The 26,733-nt window shown below is 61.0% G+C and carries 30 protein-coding genes; 17 read left to right on the plus strand and 13 right to left on the minus strand.

Translation table 11 applies throughout. The features are described 5' to 3' along the window. Positions 1–6 precede the first annotated feature (6 nt). From KUA23_RS23895 to KUA23_RS23905, 3 genes are all read right to left on the minus strand, one after another. Positions 7–852, minus strand: coding sequence for an ATPase (locus tag KUA23_RS23895; RefSeq protein ID WP_252992967.1), 846 nt, complete (start codon positions 850–852; stop codon positions 7–9). 114 nt (positions 853–966) lie between these two features. Beyond that, a complete protein-coding gene (locus KUA23_RS23900; protein WP_099494303.1) occupies positions 967–1,965 on the minus strand; it encodes an NAD-dependent epimerase/dehydratase family protein in 999 nt (332 codons plus the stop codon). Positions 1,966–2,017: 52 nt separating this feature from the next. Next, positions 2,018–2,911, minus strand: a complete 894-nt coding sequence (locus tag KUA23_RS23905; RefSeq protein ID WP_078049975.1) for a LysR family transcriptional regulator ArgP — start codon at positions 2,909–2,911, stop codon at positions 2,018–2,020. Positions 2,912–3,012: 101 nt separating this feature from the next. On the opposite strand from KUA23_RS23905, the gene KUA23_RS23910 reads away from it, so the two are divergent. From KUA23_RS23910 to KUA23_RS23940, 7 genes are all read left to right on the plus strand, one after another. Continuing rightward, positions 3,013–3,414: an ACT domain-containing protein gene (locus KUA23_RS23910; protein ID WP_252992968.1), complete on the plus strand. Its 402-nt coding sequence runs from the start codon at positions 3,013–3,015 to the stop codon at positions 3,412–3,414. A gap of 5 nt (positions 3,415–3,419) precedes the next feature. Continuing rightward, a complete protein-coding gene (locus KUA23_RS23915; RefSeq protein ID WP_252992969.1) occupies positions 3,420–4,019 on the plus strand; it encodes a LysE/ArgO family amino acid transporter in 600 nt (199 codons plus the stop codon). A 178-nt stretch (positions 4,020–4,197) separates the two neighbouring features. Next, entirely contained in the window at positions 4,198–4,794 is a 597-nt protein-coding gene (locus KUA23_RS23920) for a superoxide dismutase (RefSeq protein WP_078049978.1), read from the plus strand. Positions 4,795–4,922: 128 nt separating this feature from the next. Next, on the plus strand, positions 4,923–5,147 hold the full coding sequence (locus KUA23_RS23925; protein ID WP_078049979.1) for a hypothetical protein: 225 nt from the start codon (positions 4,923–4,925) through the stop codon (positions 5,145–5,147). 210 nt (positions 5,148–5,357) lie between these two features. Then, entirely contained in the window at positions 5,358–7,409 is a 2,052-nt protein-coding gene (locus tag KUA23_RS23930; protein ID WP_078049980.1) for a putative bifunctional diguanylate cyclase/phosphodiesterase, read from the plus strand. Between the two features lie 127 nt (positions 7,410–7,536). Beyond that, positions 7,537–8,880, plus strand: coding sequence for an imelysin family protein (locus KUA23_RS23935; protein WP_078049981.1), 1,344 nt, complete (start codon positions 7,537–7,539; stop codon positions 8,878–8,880). Between the two features lie 864 nt (positions 8,881–9,744). Beyond that, a complete protein-coding gene (locus tag KUA23_RS23940; protein ID WP_078049982.1) occupies positions 9,745–11,199 on the plus strand; it encodes a TrkH family potassium uptake protein in 1,455 nt (484 codons plus the stop codon). Here the strand turns inward: KUA23_RS23940 and KUA23_RS23945 are convergent. Continuing rightward, entirely contained in the window at positions 11,156–12,214 is a 1,059-nt protein-coding gene (locus tag KUA23_RS23945) for an AraC family transcriptional regulator (protein WP_078049983.1), read from the minus strand. The genes KUA23_RS23940 and KUA23_RS23945 overlap by 44 nt on opposite strands. A 160-nt stretch (positions 12,215–12,374) precedes the next feature. Between KUA23_RS23945 and KUA23_RS23950 the strand changes: the two genes are divergently transcribed. The 4 genes from KUA23_RS23950 (at position 12,375) to KUA23_RS23965 (ending at position 14,522) form a co-directional block, all read left to right on the plus strand. Beyond that, positions 12,375–12,686 (plus strand): Mpo1-like protein, encoded by a 312-nt coding sequence (locus KUA23_RS23950; RefSeq protein WP_038851615.1) that lies wholly within the window; start codon positions 12,375–12,377, stop codon positions 12,684–12,686. Positions 12,687–12,833: 147 nt separating this feature from the next. Continuing rightward, the gene (locus tag KUA23_RS23955; RefSeq protein WP_256581662.1) at positions 12,834–12,962 is read left to right on the plus strand and encodes a hypothetical protein; all 129 of its coding nucleotides are present in this window, start codon (positions 12,834–12,836) and stop codon (positions 12,960–12,962) included. Between the two features lie 74 nt (positions 12,963–13,036). Then, entirely contained in the window at positions 13,037–13,219 is a 183-nt protein-coding gene (locus tag KUA23_RS23960) for a hypothetical protein (RefSeq protein ID WP_252992970.1), read from the plus strand. Between the two features lie 106 nt (positions 13,220–13,325). Then, positions 13,326–14,522 carry an MFS transporter gene (locus KUA23_RS23965; RefSeq protein ID WP_252992971.1) on the plus strand — a complete coding sequence of 399 codons (1,197 nt, stop codon included), beginning with the start codon at positions 13,326–13,328 and terminating at the stop codon, positions 14,520–14,522. Here KUA23_RS23965 and arfB read toward each other — a convergent pair. Both arfB and KUA23_RS23975 read right to left on the minus strand, forming a co-directional pair. Further along, complete coding sequence (gene arfB / locus KUA23_RS23970) at positions 14,519–14,932, minus strand: alternative ribosome rescue aminoacyl-tRNA hydrolase ArfB (RefSeq protein ID WP_016975416.1); 414 nt, start codon at positions 14,930–14,932, stop codon at positions 14,519–14,521. The genes KUA23_RS23965 and arfB overlap by 4 nt on opposite strands. A 109-nt stretch (positions 14,933–15,041) precedes the next feature. Next, positions 15,042–16,463, minus strand: a complete 1,422-nt coding sequence (locus KUA23_RS23975) for an amino acid permease (protein WP_214497397.1) — start codon at positions 16,461–16,463, stop codon at positions 15,042–15,044. Positions 16,464–17,101: 638 nt separating this feature from the next. Here KUA23_RS23975 and KUA23_RS23980 point away from each other — a divergent pair. Beyond that, positions 17,102–17,239 (plus strand): hypothetical protein, encoded by a 138-nt coding sequence (locus KUA23_RS23980; RefSeq protein ID WP_003175756.1) that lies wholly within the window; start codon positions 17,102–17,104, stop codon positions 17,237–17,239. Between the two features lie 73 nt (positions 17,240–17,312). Further along, positions 17,313–18,272 (plus strand): CgnE/CgnB domain-containing protein, encoded by a 960-nt coding sequence (locus KUA23_RS23985; RefSeq protein WP_099494297.1) that lies wholly within the window; start codon positions 17,313–17,315, stop codon positions 18,270–18,272. Positions 18,273–18,396: 124 nt separating this feature from the next. Here KUA23_RS23985 and KUA23_RS23990 read toward each other — a convergent pair whose 3' ends face one another. The 7 genes from KUA23_RS23990 to KUA23_RS24020 all read right to left on the minus strand — a co-directional run bounded on the left by KUA23_RS23990 (position 18,397) and on the right by KUA23_RS24020 (position 24,456). After that, positions 18,397–19,326 (minus strand): tyrosinase family protein, encoded by a 930-nt coding sequence (locus tag KUA23_RS23990; protein WP_078049988.1) that lies wholly within the window; start codon positions 19,324–19,326, stop codon positions 18,397–18,399. Positions 19,327–19,509: 183 nt separating this feature from the next. Continuing rightward, positions 19,510–20,721 (minus strand): 23S rRNA pseudouridine(2605) synthase RluB, encoded by a 1,212-nt coding sequence (gene rluB, locus KUA23_RS23995; RefSeq protein ID WP_025858414.1) that lies wholly within the window; start codon positions 20,719–20,721, stop codon positions 19,510–19,512. A 144-nt stretch (positions 20,722–20,865) separates the two neighbouring features. Continuing rightward, positions 20,866–21,057, minus strand: a complete 192-nt coding sequence (locus KUA23_RS24000; protein ID WP_252992972.1) for a DUF1289 domain-containing protein — start codon at positions 21,055–21,057, stop codon at positions 20,866–20,868. A gap of 128 nt (positions 21,058–21,185) precedes the next feature. Then, positions 21,186–22,118 carry an SMC-Scp complex subunit ScpB gene (scpB, locus tag KUA23_RS24005; RefSeq protein WP_252992973.1) on the minus strand — a complete coding sequence of 311 codons (933 nt, stop codon included), beginning with the start codon at positions 22,116–22,118 and terminating at the stop codon, positions 21,186–21,188. Between the two features lie 12 nt (positions 22,119–22,130). Then, on the minus strand, positions 22,131–22,949 hold the full coding sequence (locus KUA23_RS24010) for a segregation and condensation protein A (protein WP_038442795.1): 819 nt from the start codon (positions 22,947–22,949) through the stop codon (positions 22,131–22,133). Next, a complete protein-coding gene (locus KUA23_RS24015; protein ID WP_016975422.1) occupies positions 22,950–23,579 on the minus strand; it encodes an L-threonylcarbamoyladenylate synthase in 630 nt (209 codons plus the stop codon). A gap of 13 nt (positions 23,580–23,592) precedes the next feature. Further along, the gene (locus tag KUA23_RS24020) at positions 23,593–24,456 is read right to left on the minus strand and encodes a PHP domain-containing protein (protein ID WP_078049990.1); all 864 of its coding nucleotides are present in this window, start codon (positions 24,454–24,456) and stop codon (positions 23,593–23,595) included. Positions 24,457–24,543: 87 nt separating this feature from the next. On the opposite strand from KUA23_RS24020, the gene KUA23_RS24025 reads away from it, so the two are divergent. The 4 genes from KUA23_RS24025 to KUA23_RS24040 all read left to right on the plus strand — a co-directional run bounded on the left by KUA23_RS24025 (position 24,544) and on the right by KUA23_RS24040 (position 26,640). Further along, positions 24,544–25,140, plus strand: coding sequence for a septation protein A (locus tag KUA23_RS24025; protein WP_078049991.1), 597 nt, complete (start codon positions 24,544–24,546; stop codon positions 25,138–25,140). Between the two features lies 1 nt (position 25,141). Further along, on the plus strand, positions 25,142–25,441 hold the full coding sequence (locus KUA23_RS24030) for a YciI family protein (RefSeq protein WP_015885584.1): 300 nt from the start codon (positions 25,142–25,144) through the stop codon (positions 25,439–25,441). A gap of 106 nt (positions 25,442–25,547) precedes the next feature. Further along, a complete protein-coding gene (locus KUA23_RS24035; RefSeq protein ID WP_099494295.1) occupies positions 25,548–25,955 on the plus strand; it encodes an SH3 domain-containing protein in 408 nt (135 codons plus the stop codon). A gap of 7 nt (positions 25,956–25,962) precedes the next feature. Continuing rightward, a complete protein-coding gene (locus tag KUA23_RS24040) occupies positions 25,963–26,640 on the plus strand; it encodes a response regulator transcription factor (protein ID WP_078049993.1) in 678 nt (225 codons plus the stop codon). The last annotated feature ends 93 nt before the right edge of the window (positions 26,641–26,733 follow it).

Below are 26,733 nucleotides of genomic sequence, written 5' to 3' on the forward strand. Positions count from 1 at the left end.
GCGCCCTTATTGGCCGAGTGGGGTGATCTTCGCCGGCGCGTTGAGCTGTTGGTTGAGGGTCTGCACCTGGCTCTGCAACGTGGTGATGTTGCGCGTGGTCTGGATGCGGAACACGTCAAACTCTTTGTTGGTAGGCGCATCACTGTTGGCCGGCTGGTTGTCCTGGGCGCTCTTGAGTACCACAAGGTCCTGCTCGATACGGGCAATGGCCGCGCTCGGGTTGCCCTGTTTCTTCAAGGCGGCCACGTCAGCGGTCAGTTCCTTGATCTCGGTATCGCGCTTGCCGGCATCACCTTGCGCCGCCTTGAGGGTCGCCACGGCATCGGTCAACGCCTGGACCTGGCCTTGCAATTTGCTGTTGGCGTTGGACAGCTCAGTGGTACTGGCGGTCATCTGAGCCAGGCGCTTGTCCAGCTCGGTGGCCTGGCCGGCCACGCCGATTTGCTGCTTGCCCTGCTCCAGCAATTGGCTTTCGAGTTGCTTGATCTGCAATTTCAACGCTTCGCTGCCATTGTTGACGCTGGCTTCACTGGCCACCACCTTGCCGGAAATATCCTGCAGGCGCCCCGCCGCTTCTTCGCTGATGCGCGCAAAGCTTTCCTGGGTGGCAACCAACTGCTGGCCCATCAGGGAAATCTGCTGGAAGCTCCACCAGGCCAGGCCCGCAAAGGCGATCAGCAGCGCGCCGATCAAGGCCCACAATGGGCCGGTGCTGGCGCTCTTGACCTTGACCAACTTGGTTGTGCGCGAACGCACCGAGGTGGCGGGAGAAGGTTCGAAATCATCGTCATCCCCGACATCCGCCCGCAGGCTGGGAACGTTGTCGAAGTCGTCTTTAGCATCATTACGCATGAATCAACCCTGAATCGGTGAAGGGGCGAGCGACGGGAGTATAAACCGCGTTCCCGGCGCACTGATCGACCTGGAATGCCAAATTCGGTTCCCGAAGTGTTGCCTCTTGTGTGCTTACTTGAACCCCGGATCCTGGGCTTTCCACCAACTGCAGAACTCGTCGAGGGCGGTCCACAGGCTGACTTTAGGCTCGTAGTCCAGATAATGCCTGGCACGGCTGATGTCGAGGGTGAAATCTTTGTTCATAACCTGCATGCCCAGGCGCGACAACGCCGGTTCCGGGCGGCCGGGCCACATCGCGCAAAAGGCTTCGTTGACCGCCGCCACGCTGTAGGACAAACCGTAGGACCGATACCGCGTCACCTGCGGCAGCTCCATCTGGCGCATCACGTAGTTGACCACGTCCCACACCGGCACAGGCGTACCGTTGCTGATGTTGTAGGCCTTGCCCAGCGCCGAGCCCGTGGCGAGCAGGCTGCTGAGCAGCGCTTCGTTGAGGTTGTGCACGCTGGTGAAATCGACTTTGTTCAGGCCGTCGCCAACAATGGCCAGGCGGTTCTTGCGTTGCATTTTCAGCAGGCGCGGGAAGATGCTCATGTCGCCGGCGCCAGTCACGAAGCGCGGGCGCAGGGCCAACACTTCGAGGCCGAACTCCTGGGCACCAAACACCTTCTGCTCGGCCAGGTACTTGGTGGCGGCATAGGGATGCTTGAAACGCTTGGGTACTTGTTCTTCGGTCAGGCCCAGGTGGTCGCGGCCGTCAAAATAGATCGACGGCGACGACAGGTGCACCAACCGGCCGACACGCTCCTTGAGGCAGGCTTCCACAACGTTCTCGGTCACCAGCACGTTGCCTTGATGAAAGTCCTGGTACTTGCCCCATAGCCCGACGGCGCCGGCGCAATGCACCACGGCCTCGACATCGCGGCACAGGTCGCGCACCAGGTCAGCGTCATTCAAATCACCCTGGATAAACTCGGCGCCGCGCCTGACCAGATGCTCCACACCTTCGGCACGTCGCCCGTTGACCCGCACGTCCAGGCCCTGCTCCAAGGCGAAACGCGCAAAGCGTCCACCAATGAAGCCGCTTGCGCCGGTGACCAGAATCTTCATGTATTACCCCGTGTTCTTTCGTTTTTCATCGCTGTTGCCTTGACGCACGCCATCACTCCAACGGCACCAACCATTGGCCACACGCCTGGGCCAGGTGGTCGGTCAACAAGCCCAGCAATTGCCCGCCACTGCGCCAATGATGCCAGTACAACGGTACATCGATGGGCTTATCTGGCAATAACTCGACCAATATGCCCTTTTCCAGTTGGTCGCGTACCTGCAATTCCGGCACCAGCCCCCAGCCAAGGCCGGCTTCGGTCAGGCGGATAAAGCCTTCGGACGATGGGCATAAATGGTGCTCGAAACCGCCGTCCACCCCGAGTGAAGCCAGGTAGCGGTGTTGCAGGAAATCGTCCGGGCCGAACACCAAAGCCGGCGTGCGCGCCAGTTGATCGGCGCGCACGCCATCCGGGAAGTGCCGGGCGATAAAGGCCGGGCTGGCCAGCGCGCGATAGCGCATGGCACCCAGCAACAGGCTGCGCGCGCCCGCCACCGGGCGCTCGCTGGCGCAGATACAGGCGGCTACCTCGCCGGCACGCATGCGTTTGAGGCCCACGGTCTGGTCCTCGACGACCAGATCCAGCAGCAGATGCTGCTCGGCGCAAAAGTCGCTGACGGCCTCGGCCCACCAGGTGGCGAGGCTGTCGGCGTTCAACGCGATGCGCAGGCGTTCGGGCATGCCCTCCTCGTCCAGCGCGGGCACCTGGCTTTGCAGGTCACGTTCCAGCAAGCGCACCTGCTGCACATGGTTGAGCAGACGACGGCCAATATCGGTGGGCGTCGGCGGCGTGGCCCGCACCAATACCGGTTGGCCGATGCGCGCTTCCAACAGCTTGATGCGCTGGGAGATCGCCGACTGCGACAACCCCAGCACTTGAGCGGCGCGCTCGAAGCCCGCCTGTTCCACCACCGCCGCCAGGGCCGAGAGCAATTTATAGTCGAACATCAGTTTCTCTAATGAGCGATCAGCAATATTGGTTTTTCTTATACAGCCTGCACCCTGAGAATAGCCAGCATCGCTTCTCTCTTTATTAAAGGAACCTCCCCATGGCTGGCGAAACCGCCCTGGCAACCCTGCTACACAGCATGAGCCCCCACCTTAATGAAGGTGACTACGTGTTCTGCACCCTGCCCGATCACCAGATCCCGGCCGGGTGCGAGGTGATCGGCAGCTTCCGCGAGCAGGAAGGCCTGACCTTGATCGTCGAACGCCAGCAGGCGCAACAGGCCGGGCTGGCCTTTGACTACGTCGCCGCGTGGATCACTTTGAATGTGCACTCGGCCCTGGAAGCCGTGGGCCTGACCGCCGCCTTCGCCAGCGCGCTGGGCAAGGCCGGCATCAGTTGCAACGTGATTGCCGGCTACTACCACGATCACCTGTTCGTCGGCCGTGCCGATGCCGAGCGGGCCATGCAGGTGTTGCAACAACTGGCAGCGAACGCGGAGTAACCCCTATGTGGCAGAGTTATGTGAACGGGCTGCTGGTCGCCCTGGGCTTGATCATGGCCATCGGCACCCAGAATGCCTTTGTCCTCGCGCAAAGCCTGCGCCGTGAACATCATTTACCCGTGGCGGCGCTGTGCGTGGTGTGTGATGCCCTGCTGGTGGCCGCCGGGGTGTTTGGCCTGGCGACGGTGCTGGCGCAAAGCCCGATACTGCTGGCGGTTGCGCGCTGGGGCGGTGCGGCGTTCCTGATCTGGTACGGCGCTTGTGCGCTGCGCCGGGCCTGTTCGAAACAGAGCCTGGACCAGGCAGACCATCTAAAGGTGCGCTCGCTGCGCGCGGTCATGCTGAGCGCGTTGGCCGTCACATTGCTCAACCCCCACGTTTATCTGGACACCGTGCTGCTGATTGGCTCCCTCGGTGCCCAGCAGACCGAGCCGGGCGCCTATGTGGCCGGTGCGGCCAGCGCTTCACTGCTGTGGTTCTCAACCCTGGCACTCGGTGCGGCGTGGCTGGCACCCTGGCTGGCACGCCCCGCCACGTGGCGCCTGCTGGACCTATTGGTGGCAGTGATGATGTTCAGCGTGGCCTATCAATTGATCAGTGCCTGAGGAATATTCCAAAACGCTCTGGAACCTCTATCCCACACAGTTGTTGCGTGGTTTTGCCGCACCCCCGGTGCTATGATCCGGACCCTGCGCCGCAAAGAGTACAAACTCCCCGGCGCTTGTTTGGCCGCCCGTGATCGGCCTTGCGCTCACCGCAACTGACCTGATTAGGAGAATCATCATGGCTTTCGAATTGCCGCCGCTGCCCTACGCACACGATGCCCTGCAGCCGCACATTTCCAAGGAAACCTTGGAATACCACCACGACAAGCACCACAACACCTATGTCGTGAACCTGAACAACCTGGTGCCAGGCACCGAGTTCGAAGGCAAGACCCTGGAAGAGATCGTCAAATCCTCTTCGGGCGGTATCTTCAACAACGCCGCTCAGGTCTGGAACCACACCTTCTACTGGAACTGCCTGGCGCCAAACGCCGGCGGCCAACCGACCGGCGCACTGGCTGAAGCCATCAACGCTTCGTTCGGTTCGTTCGACAAGTTCAAGGAAGAGTTCACCAAGACGTCCGTCGGCACCTTCGGTTCCGGTTGGGGCTGGCTGGTGAAAAAGGCTGACGGCTCCCTGGCCCTGGCCAGCACCATCGGCGCCGGCAACCCGCTGACCAGCGGCGACACCCCGCTGCTGACCTGCGACGTGTGGGAACACGCCTACTACATCGACTACCGCAACGTGCGTCCAAAGTATGTGGAAGCGTTCTGGAACCTGGTCAACTGGAAGTTCGTGGCTGAGCAGTTCGAAGGCAAGACCTTCACTGCCTAAGCACTGCTTGCAGTAAAAAGAGCCCGGCATTCGCCGGGCTTTTTTGTGGGTGATGGAACCGAGCCACGTGACGTCGCCACCCAGATAGGGAGAGGAATTCGCCACTCACCCCTGTCGGAGAAATAACCATGACTATTGGAGCACTCGCAGCACTGCCCATCGTTGGCGACCTCGCCAAGGCCGCTGGAGAGATCACCAAAGCGATCACCCCGCTCATCCAGCCCTTCGCGGATGCCGCCGCGAAGAAGCTATTTGCCGAAGAAGACAGCAACGATCAGAGCGAGCAGAAGAAAATCGAGTTCGCAAAGTCCATCGATACAAAGATTTCCTATGAGCTGTCTAAGTCCGCATAACCGTCTGCCCCCTCATGTAACCTAAGTACCTGTTGTTTTTTGGGCAGGCGGATGCCAATCCGCCCTGCCTATCGCAGGGCCTGCTCCTTTTAGACCGCCCCTGTCCGCATCAAACCTGCCCCTGCCCCAATGTTCCTTTGACTGCCATGCCCAGATTGCCAATACTCATGGCATATTGAAGGCCACCCGCATGAGACAAGGAATGCCCCTTTGAAGCTGGAACTCAAGAACAGCTTGTCGGTGAAGTTGCTACGGGTTGTGTTGCTGTCGGCATTGATCGTGGGCGTGGCGCTGAGCGTGGCGCAGATCGTTTTCGATGCCTATAAGACGCGACAGGCTGTGGCCGGCGATGCGCAGCGCATTCTCGACATGTTTCGCGACCCCTCGACCCAGGCCGTCTATAGCCTCGACCGCGAGATGGGCATGCAAGTCATTGAGGGCCTGTTCCAGGACGACGCCGTGCGCATGGCGTCCATCGGCCACCCCAACGAGACCATGCTGGCGGAGAAAAGCCGTGCCTTGCAGCAAGCCCCCAGCCGCTGGTTGACCGACCTGATTCTTGGCCAGGAACGCACCTTCACTACTGCCTTGGTGGGTAAAGGCCCTTACAGCGAGTACTACGGCGACCTGAGTATCACCCTCGACACCGCCACGTACGGCCAGGGTTTTATCGTCAATTCAGTGATCATTTTTATTTCCGGGGTGCTGCGCGCCCTGGCCATGGGCCTGGTGCTGTACCTGGTCTATCACTGGCTGCTGACCAAGCCGCTGTCACGGATTATCGAGCACCTTACCTCGATCAACCCCGACAGGCCCAGCGAGCACAAGATCCCTCAGATCAAGGGTCACGAACGCAACGAGTTGGGGCTGTGGATCAATACCGCCAACCAATTGCTCGAATCCATCGAACGTAATACCCACCTGCGCCACGAGGCAGAAAGCAGCCTGCTGCGCATGGCCCAGTATGACTTCCTGACCGGATTGCCGAACCGCCAGAAACTGCAGGAGCAACTGGACAAGATCCTCATCGACGCCGGTCGTCGGCAGCGACGCGTGGCCGTGCTGTGCGTGGGGCTGGATGACTTCAAAAGCGTCAACGAGCAGTTCACCTACCAGGCTGGCGACAAACTGCTGCTGGCCCTGGCCGACCGCCTGCGCGCCCACAGCGGCCGCCTTGGCGCACTGGCCCGGCTGGGCGGCGATCAGTTCGCCTTGGTACAGGCCGATATCGAGCAGCCCTACGAGGCCGCCGAGCTGGCGCAAAGTATCCTCGATGACCTGGAGGCGGAGTTCCCCCTCGACCATGAAGGCATCCGCCTGCGCGCCACTATCGGCATCACCCTGTTCCCGGAAGACGGCGACAGCACCGAAAAGCTGCTGCAAAAAGCCGAACAGACCATGACCCTGGCCAAGACCCGGTCGCGCAACCGCTATCAGTTCTATATCGCCAGCGTCGACAGCGAAATGCGCCGCCGCCGCGAGCTGGAGAAAGACCTGCGCGACGCCCTCGCCCGCGATCAATTCCACCTGGTGTACCAACCGCAGATCAGCTACCGCGACCACCACGTGGTCGGCGTGGAAGCGCTCATCCGTTGGCAGCACCCGGAACATGGCTTGGTGCCGCCGGACCTGTTTATCCCGCTGGCCGAGCAGAATGGCACCATCATTGCGATTGGCGAATGGGTGCTGGACCAGGCTTGCCGGCAACTGCGCGAATGGCACGACTTGGGCTTCACCGAGTTGCGCATGGCCGTCAACCTGTCCACCGTGCAGTTGCATCACACCGAGTTGCCACGGGTGGTCAACAACCTGATGCAGATCTACCGCCTACCGCCGCGCAGCCTGGAACTGGAAGTCACCGAGACCGGCCTGATGGAAGACATCAGCACCGCCGCCCAGCACTTGCTGAGCCTGCGCCGTTCCGGTGCGTTGATTGCCATCGATGACTTCGGCACCGGCTACTCATCCCTCAGTTACCTGAAAAGCCTGCCCCTGGACAAGATCAAGATCGACAAGAGTTTCGTCCAGGACCTGCTGGACGATGACGACGATGCCACCATCGTGCGCGCGATCATCCAACTGGGCAAAAGCCTGGGCATGCAGGTGATCGCCGAAGGTGTGGAAACCGCTGAACAGGAGGCCTACATCATCTCCGAAGGCTGCCATGAAGGTCAGGGCTATCACTACAGCAAACCCTTGCCGGCTCGGGAGCTGGCGGCGTTTTTGAAGCAGTCCGAGCGGAATAACGCAGCGATTCTCTGACACCGCAAACCGATACTGAATATTTCCCGCGTATAACCCTTTACACAAAATGCAAATCTTTCGCATTATGTCGCAGTTTTTGCGCTCCCCCGCGCGCCCTATCAACAACCGAAGCAGGATGTTCGCCATGATTCGTATGCCCCTGGCCACCGCCAGTCTGCTGGCCATTGCCATTTCTCTCGCCGGTTGCGGCGAAGGTAAAGACAAGGCCGCAGCGCCCCAGGCGCCGACCCCGGCCGCCAGCACTACCGCTCCAGCGGCTGCCACCCCTGCCGGCCAGGTCGACGAAGCGGCCGCCAAGGCCGTGGTCGCGCATTACGCGGACATGGTGTTTGCGGTCTACAGCGATGCCGAGTCCACCGCGAAAACCCTGCAAACCGCGATCGACGCGTTCCTCGCCAAGCCGAACGACGAAACCCTGAAAGCCGCGCGCACTGCCTGGATCGCTGCCCGCGTCCCGTACCTGCAGAGCGAAGTGTTCCGCTTCGGCAACACCATCATCGACGACTGGGAAGGCCAGGTGAACGCATGGCCGCTGGACGAAGGCCTGATCGACTACGTCGACAAGTCCTACGAACACGCCCTGGGTAACCCAGGCGCCACCGCCAACATCATCGCCAACACCGAGATCCAGGTCGGCGAAGACAAGGTCGACGTGAAGGACATCACCCCGGAAAAACTCGCCAGCCTCAATGAGCTGGGCGGTTCCGAGGCCAACGTCGCCACCGGTTACCACGCCATCGAATTCCTGCTGTGGGGCCAGGACCTGAACGGCACCGGCCCGGGCGCCGGCAACCGTCCAGCGTCGGACTACCTGACCGGCGACGGCGCCACGGGCGGCCACAACGAGCGTCGCCGTGCGTACCTGAGCGCCGTGACCCAACTGTTGGTCAGCGACCTGGAAGAAATGGTCGGCAACTGGAAACCCAACGTCGAAGACAACTACCGCGCCACCCTCGAGGCAGAACCTGCCACCGACGGCCTGCGCAAAATGCTGTTCGGCATGGGCAGCCTGTCCCTGGGCGAGCTGGCCGGTGAACGCATGAAGGTTTCCCTGGAAGCCAACTCGCCGGAAGACGAACAAGACTGCTTCAGCGACAACACCCACTACTCGCACTTCTACGACGCCAAGGGCATCCGCAACGTCTACCTGGGCGAGTACACCCGCGTCGATGGCACCAAGCTGACCGGCGCCAGCCTGTCGTCCTTGGTGGCCAAGGCCGACCCGGCTGCCGATACCGCATTGAAAGCGGACCTGGCGGCGACTGAAGCGAAGATCCAAGTCATGGTTGACCACGCCAACAAGGGTGAGCACTACGACCAACTGATCGCTGCCGGCAACGATGCGGGCAACCAGATCGTACGCGACGCCATCGCCGCACTGGTCAAGCAGACCGGTTCGATCGAAGCGGCCGCAGGCAAGCTGGGCATCAGCGACCTGAACCCGGATAACGCTGATCACGAGTTCTGATCAGTACGGTGTTGAAAAAGGCGGCCTTCGGGTCGCCTTTTTTATACCGCGTATCTGGCCACGCCGCTCCCCTGTGGGAGCTGGCAAGCCAGCCACATGGGAACGGGATCGACAGCAAAAACCCGGTCGGCTTTAAGGCCGCCGCGCTTTGCTTTTGATCTTAGGCGCCCCGTCAAACACGCTGGCCGGAATTCGACAGGGATTTGGGGGGTAAACCGGCAGGGATGCCGGTTTAGCCGCCCCGCGCCATGGATGGCGCGTGGCGGCGGCCCCCCAAATACCTGTCGGATTACGGGCACACCGAGCCTAGGCGAGGTGCCGAGTGTTGGGGCAAGAGCGTTTTGCTTACTTTTGCGCTTTTCAAAAGTGAGCCGCCGTAAGGGCGGAACCATTAGCAGCCGTTACCTAAATAACGGATATGTACCTGGTCTGATCCAATATCCTGGTCGGCTGTCAGGCCGCTTTCGCAGGCAAGCCAGCTCCCACATTTGGATCGCGGGGCAACAGTTGGAGAGTGGTCGGTTGTCAGGCCGCCTTCGCAGGCAAGCCAGCTCCCACATTTGGATCGTGGGGGGACAGTTAGATTGTGGTCGGCTGTCAGGCCGCCTTCGCAGGCAAGCCAGCTCCCACATTTGGATCGTGGGGCAGCAGTTAGAGAGTGGTCGGCTGTTAGGCCGTCTTCGCAGGCAAGCCAGCTCCCACATTTTTGAATTGCGGGGTGACAGTTAGATTGTGGTCGGCTGTTAGGCCGCCTTCGCGGGCAAGCCTGCTCCCACATTTGAACCGTGTCGCCGCGGACGCTCCGGTTTACAAGACCTGCACCGCAGGTAGAATGGCGCCACCCTCAACACCCGAGCTCACTTCATGGCGTTGCCGACCTTACGTATCATCGGTTTCATCATCGGCATCTTCCTGATCACTCTCGCGATCGCCATGGTCGTGCCTATGGCCACCCTGGTGATCTTCGAACGCACCAGCGACCTGCCCTCGTTCCTGTGGGCCAGCATGATCACCTTCCTCGCGGGCCTGGCCCTGGTGATTCCCGGCCGTCCCGAGCATGTGCACCTGCGCCCGCGGGACATGTACCTGCTGACCGTGACAAGCTGGGTGGTGGTGTGCATCTTCGCCGCGCTGCCATTCCTGCTGACCCAGCACATCAGCTACACCGACTCGTTCTTCGAAAGCATGTCCGGCATCACCGCCACCGGTTCCACGGTGTTGAGTGGCCTGGACACCATGTCGCCGGGCATCCTGATGTGGCGTTCGCTGCTGCACTGGCTGGGGGGCATTGGCTTTATCGGCATGGCGGTGGCGATCCTGCCACTGCTGCGTATCGGTGGCATGCGCCTGTTCCAGACCGAATCCTCCGACCGCTCGGAAAAGGTCATGCCCCGCTCCCACATGGTGGCGCGGCTGATCGTGGCGGCCTACGTGGGGATTACCATCCTCGGCAGCCTGGCGTTCTGGTGGGCCGGCATGGGCCTGTTCGATGCGATCAACCACGCGATGTCGGCGATCTCCACCGGCGGGTTCTCTACTTCGGATGAATCCCTGGCGCACTGGAAACAGCCCGCCGTGCACTGGGTGGCGGTGGTGGTGATGATCCTCGGCAGCCTGCCGTTCACCCTGTATGTGGCCACGTTGCGCGGCAATCGTCGGGCGCTGATCAAGGATCAGCAGGTGCAAGGCCTGCTCGGTCTGTTGCTGGTGACCTGGCTGGTACTCGGCACCTGGTACTGGTGGACCACCAACCTGCACTGGCTGGACGCCCTGCGCCATGTGGCGCTGAACGTCACATCGGTGGTGACCACCACAGGTTTTGCATTGGGCGACTACAGCCTGTGGGGCAACTTCTCACTGATGCTGTTCTTCTACCTGGGCTTTATCGGTGGCTGTTCGGGTTCAACGGCGGGCGGCATCAAGATCTTCCGGTTCCAGGTCGCCTATATCCTGCTCAAGGCCAACTTGAACCAGCTGATTCACCCGCGCGCGGTGATCAAGCAGAAGTACAACGGTCACCGTCTCGATGAAGAAATCGTGCGTTCGATCCTGACGTTTTCGTTTTTCTTCGCCATCACCATTTGCGCCATCGCCCTGGCCCTGTCGCTGCTGGGCCTGGACTGGATGACCGCCTTGACCGGCGCCGCCAGCACCGTGTCCGGTGTCGGCCCCGGATTGGGGGAAACCATCGGCCCGGCGGGCAACTTCGCCAGCCTGCCGGATGCGGCCAAATGGATTCTGTCGCTCGGCATGCTGCTGGGCCGACTGGAGATCATCACAGTCTTTGTGCTGTGCATTCCGGCGTTTTGGCGTCACTGACAGCCGGCGCTTCCAGCAACCGCGCCCGGTATTCGCCGGGCGTGGCATCGAACCAACGACGAAACGCGCGAAAGAAGTTACTCGGGTCGGCAAAGCCCAGCAGGTAGGCGATCTCCAGCAGCGTCATGCTCGGCTGCGCCAGGTACTGCTCGGCCAGTTCACGGCGGGTGTCGTCGAGCAAGGTCTGGAAGCTAGTGCCCTCTTCCTGCAGACGCCGTTGCAAGGTGCGCTGGGACAGGTGCAACGTCTGGGCCACCACCTCACGCTTGGGCTCGCCCTGGGGCAGCAGGCGACACAACACTTGGCGCGCCTTGTGGGTCACGCGGCTTTCCGAGAAACGCGCCAGGTATTCACCGGCAAACCGATCATGCAGCAGGGCCATGGCCTCATTGGCCGTGGGCAATGGCGCGTCCATGTCCGCCTGTTCGAAAATCAGCGCGTCATAGGGCGCGTTGAATTCCAGCGGCGCATGGAAGGCTTGTTTATAGGGCGCCAGGTCCGCCGGTTGCTCACCTTGCAACACCACCTTGCGCGGCTGCAGGGTACGGCCGGTCAGCCAGCCACACAGGGCCAGAGCGCTGGCCAGCGAGGCTTCGGCACTTTGGCGGGTGGGGGGCAGATGATCACCGTGCACCGTCAGAATCAGCGCATAACCTTCGGGGACCAATCGGAAACTCAGGTCGGCACTTTCGGCGATGATCCGCTGGTAGCGCACCAGGCGCATAAAGCCTTCGGCGAGGGTATTGCTGGACATCAGCGCGTAGCCGGCCACATGGAACGACGCCGGGCGCACCACTTTGCCCATGTTCAGGCCGATCGCCGGGTTGCCCGACACCTCCACCGCCCGTTGCCATAGACGGGTCATGGAGTCTTGCGGGAACCGCGCATCAGGGTCATTCAGGGCGGCGTAGTCGAGGCCGAGTTGCTTGAACAAGGCGCGGCAATCCAGGCCGTCCATTTCCAATGCCTTGACTATCCCCATCGCCCAGCTTGCAGAAGTTGTTCGTTCGCTCATGGCGTCTTCTTAAAAAAGCAGGCTCAAACGGCAGCCAGGAAGCCAAGGATACTAAAGTGGCATCTATTGTCACTGGCTGTTACCACTGATCACTCTAGACTCAAATAAGCTCCCCGCCGAACATCTGTTGGGCGGCATAACAATCAAAGGGCCGTTCACCGTGGAAAACGTCAAGCGATTCAATAGCTTTGCTGAGTTCTACCCCTATTACCTGGCCGAGCACGCCAACAGCACTTGCCGGCGCCTGCATTTTATCGGCACCACGCTGGTGATCGGCATTTTGGCCTATGCCATCGGCAGAGGTTCGCTTCTCCTGTTGATCGCCTTGCCGATTGCCGGTTACAGCTTTGCCTGGATCGGCCACTTCTTCTTCGAAAAGAACCGCCCAGCGACCTTTCAACACCCGTTCTACAGCCTGTTGGGGGATTTCGTGATGTACCGCGACATGATCCTGGGCAAGGTACCCTTCTAGCCAAACGACCGTTTAAACGATGAAAGTTCATCCATCTGCCGACATAAAAATCTTTTTGTCATTTGCAGTGCTGTATCCTGCCAAGGCTTTTTGAGAGCGCGGAATCACCTGCGATTGAAAAAACAGACCTTGCGAGGAGCGACGACGATGCACGAGATACCTAATCTCCCCTTCCCAAGCCTGCACCCTACAGAGCAGCCAACACCGCAGCAGGCCAGCGACAAACAGCCTGAGGCCAAAGAAGCCAAACCAGTCGACAGCGAAAGCCAGGACTGACGCCGTACCAGACCGTGTGGAAAGCGCAACTTTGAGCGCTTTCCACACTGCCTGAATCCATCGAGACGCCCACCATGACCGATACCCTCCCCGACAACCCGGACGCTGCCGTACTCGACGCTACCCTGCAGATGGTCGAGGTGTGGAACCGCCTTGGCCCAGACAAACAAGCCGCTCTGCTCAAGCGCTTCGGCACCCAGGAAAATGCCTTGGCCGCCCTGGTGACCACCCGGTTGCTCGCCCCCACACAGCCCTGATGCGCTGTTGATCGACCGTTTTTTTAGTTTTAGCCGCACGGCCCGGCCAAAGCGCCGGTATCATTAGCAGCCTATCTTTACCTGCTGCGACAGTGGACCTCTCCCCATGCCAGATACCCAGCGCCCCATGGCGGTCACGCTGCAAGTTGTTTCCATCGTGTTGTTCACCTTCATCGGCTACCTGAATATCGGCATTCCCCTGGCCGTGTTGCCGGGCTATGTCCACAGTGAGCTGGGCTACGGCGCGGTCATTGCCGGCCTGGTGATCAGCGTGCAATACCTGGCCACCCTGCTGAGCCGCCCCTATGCGGGCAAAATCATCGATAACCTGGGCAGCAAGCGCGCCGTGCTGATCGGTTTGGTCGGGTGTGGCCTGAGCGGTGTGTTCATGCTGTTCGCGGCGTGGTTCTCGAGCCTGCCCGCGTTGAGCTTGGGTAGCCTGCTGATCGGCCGCCTGGTGCTGGGCAGCGCCGAAAGCCTGGTGGGCTCGGGCGCCATCGGTTGGGGCATCGGCCGGGTCGGTGCGGCGAATACCGCCAAGGTCATCTCCTGGAACGGCATCGCCAGCTATGGCGCGCTGGCCGTCGGCGCACCGTTGGGCGTATTGCTGGTGAGAAATTTCGGGCTGTGGAGCATGGGCGTCAGCATCATCCTGCTGGCGGTCGTCGGCCTGCTGCTGGCGTGGAACAAGGTCGCCGCGCCGATTGTTGCCGGTGTGCGCCTGCCCTTCATGAATGTGCTGGGCCGGGTACTGCCCCACGGTTGCGCACTGGCGCTGGGGTCCATTGGCTTTGGCACCATCGCCACGTTCATTACCCTGTACTACACCACCCAGCATTGGGACAACGCGGTGTGGGCCCTAAGCCTGTTCGGCGCCAGTTTTATCGGTGCGCGGCTGCTGTTCGGTAATCTGATCAACCGTATCGGCGGGTTTCGCGTGGCGATTGCCTGCCTGTCGGTGGAGATCCTCGGCCTGCTGTTGCTGTGGCTGGCACCGGACGCAAACTTGGCCCTGGCCGGTGCGGCGTTGAGCGGGTTCGGCTTTTCCCTGGTGTTTCCGGCCCTGGGCGTCGAAGCCGTCAACTTGGTGCCAGCCTCCAGCCGGGGCTCGGCGGTGGGGGCCTACTCGCTGTTCATCGACCTGTCGCTGGGCATCACCGGCCCACTCGCCGGGGCCGTGGCGGCAGGCTTCGGCTTTGCCTCGATCTTCCTGTTCGCCGCCCTCGCCGCACTCGGTGGGTTGCTGCTGAGCCTGTACCTGTACCGCCAGGCCCCCAAGGCCCGCGAAGCACGCGGCGACTAGAAGTCGACCTTGCCGCGCCCGGCCTTGATACTGCCGCGTTTGGTCTTGGATTCGAGGCGACGCTTTTTCGAGCCCAGGGTCGGCTTGGTCGGGCGGCGCTTCTTCTCCACCTTGGTGGCGCTGAGGATCAACTCCACCAGTCGCTCCAGCGCATCCGCGCGGTTCTGCTCCTGGGTTCGATATTGCTGGGCCTTGAGCACCAGCACGCCCTCGCTGGTGATACGACTGTCACGCAGCGCCAGCAACCGCTCCTTATAAAACTCGGGCAGCGACGACGCCGGGATATCAAAGCGCAGGTGCACCGCACTCGACACCTTGTTGACGTTCTGCCCACCCGCACCCTGGGCGCGAATGGCGGTCAGCTCGATCTCGGCATCGGGCAGGTGGACGTTGTTGGAAATCACCAGCATGGGCAGCGGGATCCTCTGTAGGGGCAACCAAGGATACGCGAATGCGCGCGCCCATTCCTGAAACAACAAACCCGGCGCAAGGCCGGGTTTGGTTTATCTCAGGCACGCCTCACTTCCCTGCTGGAGCAGCCACCTCCAAGGCTCGCTGCGCACCGCGCTTGTTCTTGATGCCGTAACACACCCACATGAACGCCACCCACACCGGGATCGCATACACCGACACCTGGATTCCCGGGATCATCAGCATGATCACCAGGATAAACACCACGAACGCCAAGCACACGTAGTTGCCGTACGGGTACCACAGCGCCTTGAACAACGGCACCTGGCCCGTGCGGTTCATGTGCTGGCGGAACTTGAAGTGAGAGAAGCTGATCATCGCCCAGTTGATCACCAGCGTGGCCACGACCAGGGACATCAGCAGTTCCAGCGCGTGTTGCGGGATCAGGTAGTTCATCAGCACGGCAACCAGGGTGATGGCCGCCGAGGCGAGGATGGAACGCACGGGCACGCCACGCTTGTCGATCTTCGCCAGGGCCTTGGGCGCATCGCCCTGCTCGGCCATGCCCAGCAGCATGCGGCTGTTGCAGTAGGTACCGCTGTTGTACACCGACAGCGCCGCCGTCAGCACCACAAAGTTGAGGATGTGCGCGGCGGTGTTGCTGCCGAGCATCGAGAACACCTGCACAAACGGGCTGCCGCTGTAGGCGTCGCCGGAAGCGTTGAGGGTTGCCAGCAGGCTGTCCCACGGCGTCAACGACAGCAGCACGACGAGCGCGCCGATGTAGAAGATCAGGATGCGGTAGATCACCTGGTTGATCGCTTTCGGGATCACGGTGCGTGGCTGGTCGGCTTCGGCTGCGGTGAAGCCGAGCATCTCCAGGCCGCCGAAGGAGAACATGATGATCGCCATGGCCATCACCAATCCGCCGACGCCGTGGGGGAAGAAACCACCGTGGTCCCACAGGTTGCTCACCGACGCCTGCGGCCCGCCGCTGCCGCTGACCAGCAGGTAGCTGCCCAGGGCAATCATGCCGACGATAGCCACCACCTTGATGATGGCAAACCAGAACTCGGCCTCACCGAAGACTTTGACGTTGGCCAGGTTGATCAGGTTGATCAGCACGAAGAACGCCGCCGCCGAGACCCAGGTCGGGATCTCCGGCCACCAGTAGTGCACGTATTTGCCGACAGCGGTCAGCTCCGACATGCCCACCAGGATGTACAGGATCCAGCAGTTCCAGCCCGACAGGAAGCCGGCGAAACCGCCCCAGTACTTGTGGGCAAAGTGGCTGAAGGAACCGGCGACCGGCTCTTCGACGATCATTTCGCCGAGCTGGCGCATGATCATGAAGGCAATGAAGCCGCAGATGGCATAGCCCAGGATCATTGACGGGCCGGCGGACTTGAGCACCCCGGCGGAGCCGAGGAACAGGCCGGTGCCGATGGCGCCACCGAGGGCGATCAACTGGATATGCCGATTTTTCAGGCCGCGTTTCAGCTCGCCTGAAGAGGAATGGGGTCCACTCATGAAAAGGGTCTCACGCAAGGTTTGAGGATGTTGACTGCAGGTTGCTGCCTTGAATTACCGACTCAAGCAGCGCTGCTCAAACCCCAGCGCAGGCACCAGGAGTACAGCGTCTTTCTTACGGTCATGCGTCACCTGTTTGTTTTTATCTGTGACGAAATCGAACCCGTCCGGCTCGTGGCCAGGCGGAGTGATCAGGGTGGGTAAACCCCGAGGTCTTGGCCTTTTGCGTGGTTACGCAAGGGGGTCACAGTAAAACGCGGCGGATTGTACACCGCTCGACAGCTTGGGGGCGCCCTAGAAAGACGTGTGCGACGATCTGTCAGGTAATCCTTACAGGGCCTGTTCGACCAATAAAGTGGCCATTTACTCGTAAATTAATCGTTACAGCACGGAAAATTAACGTTACAGCCGTGATCTCGATAAAAATTGGCGGTAGGAAATTTCCGAAAGATTAGTCGCGCCAGCTCCCTGAATTTATTCAAGAAACGGCCAACGCCAAAAAACAGAACAAAATATCCAAATGAAACCGTGTCAATAAAAATTTTGCATTTTCAAACACTCTCTCCTAGGTTCTTCCCACTTGCCAGCGAAGCCCGTTGGCAAGCCGTTCTCAAACAACGTCCTCTAGGAGATACACCATGCAAGCACTGGAAAACGACCTGGAAACCGAACTGCAACTCGACGATTGGTTTGAAGCGCCGACCCATGAGGCCGCCGTTGAAATGATGCAAGCCGATGCCGTTGTGCCATTCGGCACCGCGATGTGGCCATTCTAATAACCGGCAGGCATTCGGCAGGTGCCGTGCACGGCACCTGCCCCCTTACCCAAGGCACAGAAGGAAGTACGTCATGGACAAGGCCCGCGCCGTCGAACACTTTCTCTACTACCTCGCGCACCACCCGGCCCTCAACGGTCTGAGCCGCCCCACCGTGTTGCTGGGCCATACCGAGCGCTACGACGCCATCGCGCAGGCGATCACCCACAGCAGCGCCGCCCGTTTCAACTTCCAACTACAGCGCCTGGACCTGGCTGCCAGCGACACCCTGGCCGAGGCCATCGAAGCCTGCGACCTGTACCTGTTTCTCTACGATTCCTCGACCTTGCCCAACCCACGCGCCGAAGGCCCGGACTTTATCCGCGCCCTGCAAGGCGTGATGGCTGAGCACTGGAAAAAGTCCCTGCTGTTCAAAGATTACGGTGACTACTTCTACGACACCTTCAGCGTCGAACCCCAGCGCATTGCCGACCTCAATGCCACGCTGATCCGGCGCATGTCCCAGGCCCAGGTGTTGAGCTTTACCGACAAGCATGGCTCACGCCTGGAAGCGCCGATGAGCAGCATCAAGAAGTGGACCAACATCAACGGCATCGGCAACCACGACCTGGCCCCAGGCGAGATCGCCACCCACAGCGAAGCCATCAATGGCCAGGTGAGGTTTGTCGGCACCTTTCTCAGCACCATCCCATTCGCGCGTAAATATGGCGTGCTGGCGTCACCGCTGGAACTGTGGATCGAGAACTCGACCGTCTGCAGCGTGGCCAGCGACGTGCCGGGGCTGGCGGACGACTTCAATAAGTACCTGAACGCCAACCCGTCGAACCGGCGTGTGGAAGAACTGGGGATTGGCACCAATGAAGGCGTGAAGGACCTGTATGCGCGCAATGCCGGGTTTGAGGAGCGCCATTGTGGGTTGCACCTGGGCCTGGGGGGCGGGCAGAAAGGCAGCCATCACCTGGATTTGATCTTTGCCAGCGGGGTGTTGGCGCTCGACGACAAGCCGGTGTTTGATGGGACTTTTGCGTTCTGATCAGTGGCGTGAAAATGATGCGGGTCCAACGCTTGGGCTGCTGCAGATAGCGATGCCCCAGCCGGCTAAGGCACCGCTGTCGCTGGCCCGCTCGTTTGCGGGCGCAGGCTGATCTCAAATAGGATCAGGCATCTGGCAGGGGTGCCTGGCAGACCGGTGCTGGCGCACAGGGAAGTATGGTTTTCGAGGTAAATAGACCATAGGTGTAGTCCAGATCTTCAGAATTGATCACCTGTTCCACAGTCCAATTACCTGGCCAAGGCGCAATATCGGACTGCGCGTGGAAAACCAGCGTAGCCCGCAGGTCTAAATCGGGCACACCCGATACCGGCAGATACGGTTTAGACGTAGGGTGCTGGCGTTTCCAGCGCTCCCACAGCAGGTCAAGATAACAATGGTGCAGGAAAAATACCGGATCGTTGGGCGAAGTTGGCATGGACATGTTCCCGCCCACCCACCGGTGCACGGGATCATGCAGCACGCCTTCGCAAAAATTTGACCAAGTGTCCGGACCTGGTCCATAGGGGGTCTTGGACAAGGCCATCAGCACCTGGTCGGAGTCTGGCAAGTGCGCGCCAGGTTCTGTGCCCAACTCGCGGCGCAGCCCCGCATCGCCCAATTCCATATCCCACAGGCGAATCTTAAAACGCTCGCCCTTAAAGGCGAATGGACCTGAAGTAACGCGCTGATTTTGAGCGCTGTCACCGTTACCGCCCAAAAAGCTAGGCGTGAACGGATTGCTTGGGCCATCCATCGACCAGTCCCAAAACGGTAGGGTAAGCGTCATGTCGCCAACGGCGCGTTGCAAGTCCTGCTCAAATTGGCGCAAAAATACGCGGTGCCAAGGGAAAAATAGTGGAGAGCGATGCGGCATTGGCATGAAAGCCCCGGGACCGCCCATAGCGCTGTGGTGCACTTGCACATAATCGTCATAGCGGTTTTGACGTCCAGGACGCAGTACGCTGTCGACGTCGTTTTTCAACACCAGGATGGCCTCGACCAACGTATCTTTCTGTTCGCGGGTCATAAAGCGGTGATTGATGCGGATGTCCATGTCTGTAACCTCGGGCCACACGTGAAAGGAGCCCACAATCTAGTGCGCCCTTCTTGAAAGCCGGTGGTAGCGGGTTACCCAATACAGGGCACTGATCACTCAGCAAACGAGATCCCGACACGTGTGCCAAGGCAAAAAAAACGCCAACCCGAGGGTTGGCGTTTTTGTGCAGCGTTTAGCGCATCACTGCGGCTTCTTGCGACCAAAACCCGGACGCTGACCCGAACCGGCCGGGGCGCCACGGCGCTTGCCCGACGGCTCGTCCGCGACCAATTTCGGGCCAGGGCGTTTGTTCGCTGCTGGCTTGGCTGGACGCTTGGTGCTGGCGTTGTCCGCTGGGCGATCGGCTTCACCCCGATTGCTGCGACCACCCGACGGAGCAGGACGCGGCGCACGTGGCGCACGCTCGCCTTCCTGGCGCGACGGCGCGGTTGGGCGACGCTCACCTTCAATCTGCGGTTCACGGGAAATACGACCGCCGGTCGCCGGTGCATTCAGCGCAGGGCGCAGGGTGCGGGCAACCCGTTCGGTGCGAGCCACAGGGCGCGACGATTTACGCTGCATACGCTCAAGCTTGTCTTTGCTCTTGGCGTTCATCTGCGGCATAGCGACGGGCGTCAGGCCGACTTCGGCGCTGAGAATGTCGACTTCGTACTGGCTCATTTCGCGCCAGCGGCCCATCGGCAGGTCGGAGTTGAGGAACACCGGACCGAAACGCACGCGCTTCAGGCGGCTGACCACCAGGCCCTGGGATTCCCACAGGCGACGTACTTCACGGTTACGGCCTTCCATTACCACGCAGTGGTACCAGTGGTTGAAACCTTCACCACCAGGCGCTTGCTTGATGTCGGTGAACTTGGCCGGGCCGTCTTCCAGCACCACGCCAGCCTTCAGGCGCTCGATCATCTCATCATCGACTTCACCACGTACACGCACGGCGTACTCGCGGTCCATCTCGTAGGACGGGTGCATCAGGCGGTTGGCCAGCTCACCGTCGGTGGTGAACATCAGCAGGCCGGTGGTGTTGATGTCGAGCCGGCCGATGTTGATCCAGCGGCCTTCCTTCGGCTTAGGCATCTTGTCGAACACGGTCGGACGGCCTTCCGGGTCGTCACGGGTGCAGATCTCGCCATCGGGCTTGTTGTACATGATCACGCGGCGCACCGATTCGGCGGCCTCTTCACGCTTGATGACCTTGCCATCGATGGTGATTGCATCGTGCAGGTCGACGCGCTGGCCGAGGGTGGCCTCGACGCCGTTGACCTTGATGCGCTTCTGGGTGATCCAGGCTTCGACGTCGCGGCGCGAGCCCACGCCGATACGCGCCAGCACCTTTTGCAGTTTTTCGCCTGCTGGGCCGATTTCCTGGCTGTCGTTCTGGTCTTTGTCGTTCATCTTAAGCACCTCCCGGTGGGTCGATTCAGGCGTGGCCTGAAGAGTGTTGAAAGCGGGTCTTTGGCCGAATAGCTCGGCAAAGGGTCGCGAATCATACGCGCATGACGCGCGTTGCGCATCACAGACTAGTCGATAAGCGCCAAGTCATTTGCTTTTCCGCCGACCGGTGGCGCCCAGGGCCAGCAATCGCAGCTCGGCTTCGGCCAGGACGCTGCGCTTGTCGGCTTTGTCGAGTTTCTTCCAAGCGCGGATCTCACGCTTGCTGCGGCCACAGCCGACGCAGATGTCATCGCTGAATTTGCAGACGCTGATGCACGGGTCTTTGGTAGAGCTCATGGTTTCTCCCAGACAATGGAGATCAAATGTGGGAGCGGGCTTGCTCGCGAATGCGGCGTATCAGTTGACACATACATCGACTGACTCACCGCATTCGCGAGCAAGCCCGCTCCCACAGGTGTATTGCGTCAGTCTTCGAACTGGCGGCGCTCGGCTTCGATGGCTTCGGCCAGGGCCCGGGCTTCGTCTTCTTCGTCGCTCAAAGGCGGTTGTTCGAGAGCGGCGACGGCGGCGAGGAGTTTTTCGCGGGCCTCAGCAACGCCAAGGATGTCTTCCTCTGGCTCAGGTTCTGCTTCGACTTCAAGCTCAGCCTCAACGTTCGGTTGAGTTTCAGGTTCGGCGACGCCGTCACGCAGCAGGTCGTCGAAGTCGGTCTTGATGCCCTGTTCCATGTCGTCCAGTTCCAGCAACAGCGTATGGAAACTGGTCTCGTCCTTGGGCTCTTCCGGCTCGGCGCTGGCGTCGGCCAATTCCTGCAGGCTCGCGGGCACCGGGGCGTCGTCGAAGTCGAGCACCGGCTCGGCCTCCATCTCGCGCAGTTCGGCCAGCGGCGGCAGGTCGTCGAGGTTCTTCAGGTTAAAGTGGTCGAGGAACACCTTGGTGGTGGCGAACATCGCCGGTTTGCCGGGCACGTCGCGGTAGCCGACGATACGGATCCACTCGCGCTCCAGCAGGGTCTTGACGATGTGGCTGTTGACCGCCACGCCCCGTACGTCTTCGATCTCGCCCCGGGTGATCGGCTGGCGATAGGCGATCAGCGCCATGGTCTCCAGCATCGCCCGCGAATACCGCTGCGGGCGCTCTTCCCACAAGCGGCCAACCCACGGGGAAAATTTCTCACGGATCTGCAGGCGATAACCCGACGCCACTTCGCGCAGTTCAAAGGCGCGACCCTCGCAGGATTTGCGCAGGATCTCCAGCGCCTTCTTGAACACCGGCGGCTCGGGCCGCTCGGCCTCTTCAAAGAGTTCGAACAGGCGCTCCAGGGATTGCGGTTTACCCGAGGCCAGTAGGAAGGCTTCGAGCAGCGGCGCCAGTTCGCGGGGTTCAGTCAGATTCATTGATTCAGCTCTTTATTCGGCTCGCGCCCGCACGTGGATAGCCGCAAAAGGCTCATTCTGGACCAGCTCGACCAACGATTCCTTGACCAGCTCAAGGACTGCCATAAAGGTCACCACCACCCCCAGGCGCCCTTCTTCGGCGGTGAACAGCTCGACGAACGGCACGAACCCACCGCCCTTGAGGCGTTCCAGCACGTCGCTCATGCGCTCGCGTGTGGACAGTGCTTCACGGCTGACCTGGTGGCTTTCAAACATATCGCCCCGGCGCAGCACCTCGGCCATGGACATCAGCAATTCTTCCAGGCTCACGTCCGGCAACAGTTTGCGCGCACGGGCCTCGGGGGCGTCGAGCTTGGGCACCACCACATCGCGGCCCACGCGGCTCAAGCCGTCGATGCCTTCGGCGGCGGCCTTGAAGCGTTCGTACTCTTGCAGGCGGCGGATCAGTTCGGCGCGCGGGTCGTCTTCTTCGGCTTCCACTGTCTCCGAGCGCGGCAGCAGCATGCGCGACTTGATCTCGGCGAGCATGGCGGCCATCACCAGGTACTCGGCGGCCAGTTCCAGGCGCACCGACTGCATCAGCTCGACATAGCCCATGTACTGGCGGGTGATTTCCGCCACCGGGATGTCGAGGATGTTGATGTTCTGCTTGCGAATCAGGTAGAGCAGCAAGTCCAGCGGGCCTTCGAAGGCTTCAAGGAAGACTTCGAGGGCGTCCGGCGGGATGTACAGGTCCAGGGGCATTTCCATGACCGCCTGGCCATACACCATGGCAAACGGCAGTTCCTGCTGGGCGCCCGCCTGGCTGTCGACGGTTTCCACGGCCGACATTCAGGCCTCGACCATGAACGGCGCCGGGTCGCCGCAACCCACGCGGATCACTTCGGGTTCGCCGTCGGCCAGGTTGATCACGGTGGAGGCTTTGTTGCCGCCGTAGCCACCGTCGATGATCAGGTCGACGTGCTTTTCCAGCAGGCGGCGCATTTCGTAGGGGTCATACAGAGGCTCATCCTCACCCGGCATGATCAGCGACACGCTCATCAACGGCTCACCCAGCTCTTCGAGCAGCGCCAGAGCAATAGGATGCTCCGGGACTCGCAGGCCGATGGTGCGCTTCTTGGGGTGCAGCAGCAGGCGCGGCACTTCGCGGGTGGCGTTGAGAATAAAGGTGTAGGGCCCTGGCGTGTGGGCCTTGAGCAGGCGGAAGGTGCCGGTGTCGACCTTGGCGAACAGCCCGAGTTGGGACAGGTCGCTGCAGATCAGCGCAAAGTTGTGCTTGTCGTCCAACTGGCGCAGGCGTCGTACACGCTCGACCGCGCCCTTATCACCAATCTGGCAACCAATGGCGTAGGACGAATCCGTTGGGTAGATGACCACGCCGCCGGCGCGAATGATCTCGACGGCCTGTTTGATCAGGCGCGCCTGGGGGTTTTCCGGATGAATCTGGAAGAATTGACTCACGTGCTCTACCTGTTCAGACGGTGGCAATAATGGGGTCATGCTTGAATCGCCCCCACAAGAGCGGCAAATCTTCCGGGACCGCGCGGTATTCGCCGATCTCGGACCAGCCGCCTGGGCCATGAAAATCACTGCCGGCGCTGACCAGCAGACCAAATTCGCGAGCAAGAATCGCCAGGCTGCCGACCTGTTCGGCGGGTTGATGCCCGTTGACCACTTCAATTGCGTGGCCGCCCGCTCCAATATAGTCGGCAATCAGCTTGCGGCGCTTGCTGCGGGTGAAATCATAATGCCAGGGGTGGGCCAGGCTCACCCAGGCGCCGGAGGCTCGCAAGGTCTCGACGGTGTCTTCCAGGGTCGGCCAGTGTTGCTTCACATCCCCCAACTTGCCGGCGCCCAGCCATTTGCGGAAAGCCTCGGCGCGGTCTTTGACGAAACCTTCGCGCACCATCCAGTCGGCAAAGTGCGGCCGAGCCGGCGCATTACCACTGTCGCCCAGTTCCTGCTGGATGGCGCGGGCGCCTTCGAGGGCGCCAGGCATGCCTTTAAGGCTGAGCTTGCGGCTTATTTCTTCGGACCGCAGCCAGCGGCCATCGTGCAATTGGGCGATGGCCGCGACCAAAGGCGCGGCTTGCTGATCGAAACCATAGCCGAGCACATGAATGGTGGCGCCGCCCCAGGTGCAGGACAATTCCACGCCGTTGACCAGGTGCATGCCTAGACTGTGGGCCGCGACCCGGGCCTCGTCGAGACCTTCGAGGGTGTCGTGGTCGGTCAACGACAAGACTCGCACGCCTTTTTCAAACGCACGCGCAACCAGTACCGCAGGCGCCAAGGCGCCGTCGGAGGCCGTGCTGTGGCAGTGCAAATCAACGTTCACGGGGATGTGTAACCTCAAGTCAGCTGGCGCTTTCGCTACCAAGGATGTTTGTTATTATGCCGCCACATCCAGCTTCTGGCTCTTACTGTGAAACAATTCATCGACTTCATCCCGCTGTTGCTGTTTTTCATCGTTACCAAACTCGACCCCAGGGTCATCGAAATCGCCGGTCACGAGCTGTCGTTCGGAGGCATCTACAGCGCCACCGCCGTACTGATCATCAGCTCCATCGTCGTCTACGGCGCCATCTTCATCTCCCAGCGCAAGCTGGAAAAAAGCCAATGGCTGACCCTGGTCGCCTGCCTGGTATTCGGCGGCCTGACCCTGGCCTTCCATAGCGAAACCTTCCTCAAATGGAAAGCGCCAGTAGTGAACTGGCTGTTCGCCCTGGTCTTTATCGGCAGCCACTTCATCGGTGATCGCCTGCTGATCAAACGGATCATGGGCCATGCGCTGACCCTGCCGGACCCGGTGTGGACACGCTTGAACGTAGCCTGGATCGTGTTCTTCCTGTTCTGCGGCGCGGCCAACCTGTTCGTGGCCTTTACCTTCCAGGACTACTGGGTCGACTTCAAAGTGTTCGGCAGCCTGGCCATGACCGTGTTATTCCTGGTCGGCCAAGGTATCTACCTGTCGCGCCACCTGCATGACGCCGCCCCTACCACGCCTAAAACCGAGGACTGACATGCTCTACGCCATCATTGCCACCGACGTTGCCAACTCGCTGGAAAAACGCCTGAGCGTGCGCCCGGCCCATGTCGAGCGCCTCAAGCAGTTGCAAGCCGAAGGCCGTATCGTGCTGGCCGGCCCGCACCCGGCCGTGGACAGCAATGATCCGGGCGATGCCGGTTTCACCGGTAGCCTGATCGTTGCCGAGTTCGCCTCCCTGGCCGACGCCCAGGCCTGGGCCAAGGCTGATCCTTATGTTGCGGCGGGCGTTTACGCCGACGTCGTGATCAAGCCGTTCAAGCAAGTCCTGCCTTGATTCCGGCCGCGCCGAACCTAATCGGTTCGGCGTACTGCTAATTGCTCATTATTCTCGGTAACCTGCCGACAACGTTCTGAATATTCGTGTGGAATCAGGAGTTCCGATGCGCTTACGTCAGTTGTGTCTGTTGGCAGTGGTAATGATCGGGGCTACGGCCCACGCTGAAGAAACCTCGAACACCGGCAGTTCCACGCCCCTGTCCTTGAGTGCCGGCGCCCAGATCACCGAGTTGCAGCAACGTTTGAAAGAAAGCGAACGCCAGCGTGAAGAACTGAGCAAGCAACTGCAAAGTGCGGATGCTGCCCGCGAAAGCGCCCAATTGAGTCGCCTTCGCCAAGAGAACCAACGCCTGGCACAGCAACTCAAAGAGACACAAGGCGGTGCCTTGACCCGATGGCTGACCGAGCAACAACAGTGGTTCGTCACCGGCGGGGCCGTCGCACTGATCGCCCTGCTGTGCGGGATCTTCGCCAGCGGTGGGCACCGTCGCCGTCGACAATGGCTAAATTGAGTGAGTCATGAGCGAGCTGTTACTGATAGATGATGACCAAGAGCTCTGCGAGCTACTGACCAGCTGGTTGAGCCAGGAAGGTTTCCAGGTCCGCGCCTGCCATGACGGCTTGAGCGCCCGCAAAGCCTTGGCCGACAGCGCCCCAGCCGCGGTGGTGCTCGACGTGATGCTGCCCGACGGCAGTGGCCTTGAGTTGCTCAAGCAATTGCGCAATGAGCACCCGGAACTGCCGGTGCTGATGCTCTCGGCCCGTGGCGAACCGCTGGACCGCATCCTCGGCCTGGAACTGGGCGCCGACGACTACCTGGCCAAGCCCTGCGACCCACGCGAACTCACCGCCCGCCTGCGCGCCGTGCTGCGCCGCAGCCACCCGGCCGCCGTGTCTACCCAGTTGGAACTGGGCGACCTGTGCTTCAGCCCGGTGCGCGGCGTGGTCAGCATCGACGAGCAGGAGTTCGCCCTCACCGTCTCTGAAAGCCGCCTGCTCGAAGCCTTGCTGCGCCAGCCCGGCGAACCGCTGGACAAACAGGAACTGGCGCAGATTGCCCTGGGCCGCAAGCTGACCCTTTACGATCGCAGCCTGGACATGCATGTGAGCAACCTGCGCAAAAAGATCGGCCCGCACCCGGATGGCCGGCCACGGATCGTGGCGCTGCGCAGCCGGGGCTACTACTACAGCCTATAAGCGCTGCACTGATCCTCTGTGGGAGCTGGCTTGCCTGCGATGGGCTCCACTCGGTGCGCCAGTGATACCGAGTCGTCTGCATCGCAGGCAAGC

The sequence above is a fragment of the Pseudomonas pergaminensis genome, from assembly GCF_024112395.2.
GTDB lineage: Bacteria > Pseudomonadota > Gammaproteobacteria > Pseudomonadales > Pseudomonadaceae > Aquipseudomonas > Aquipseudomonas pergaminensis.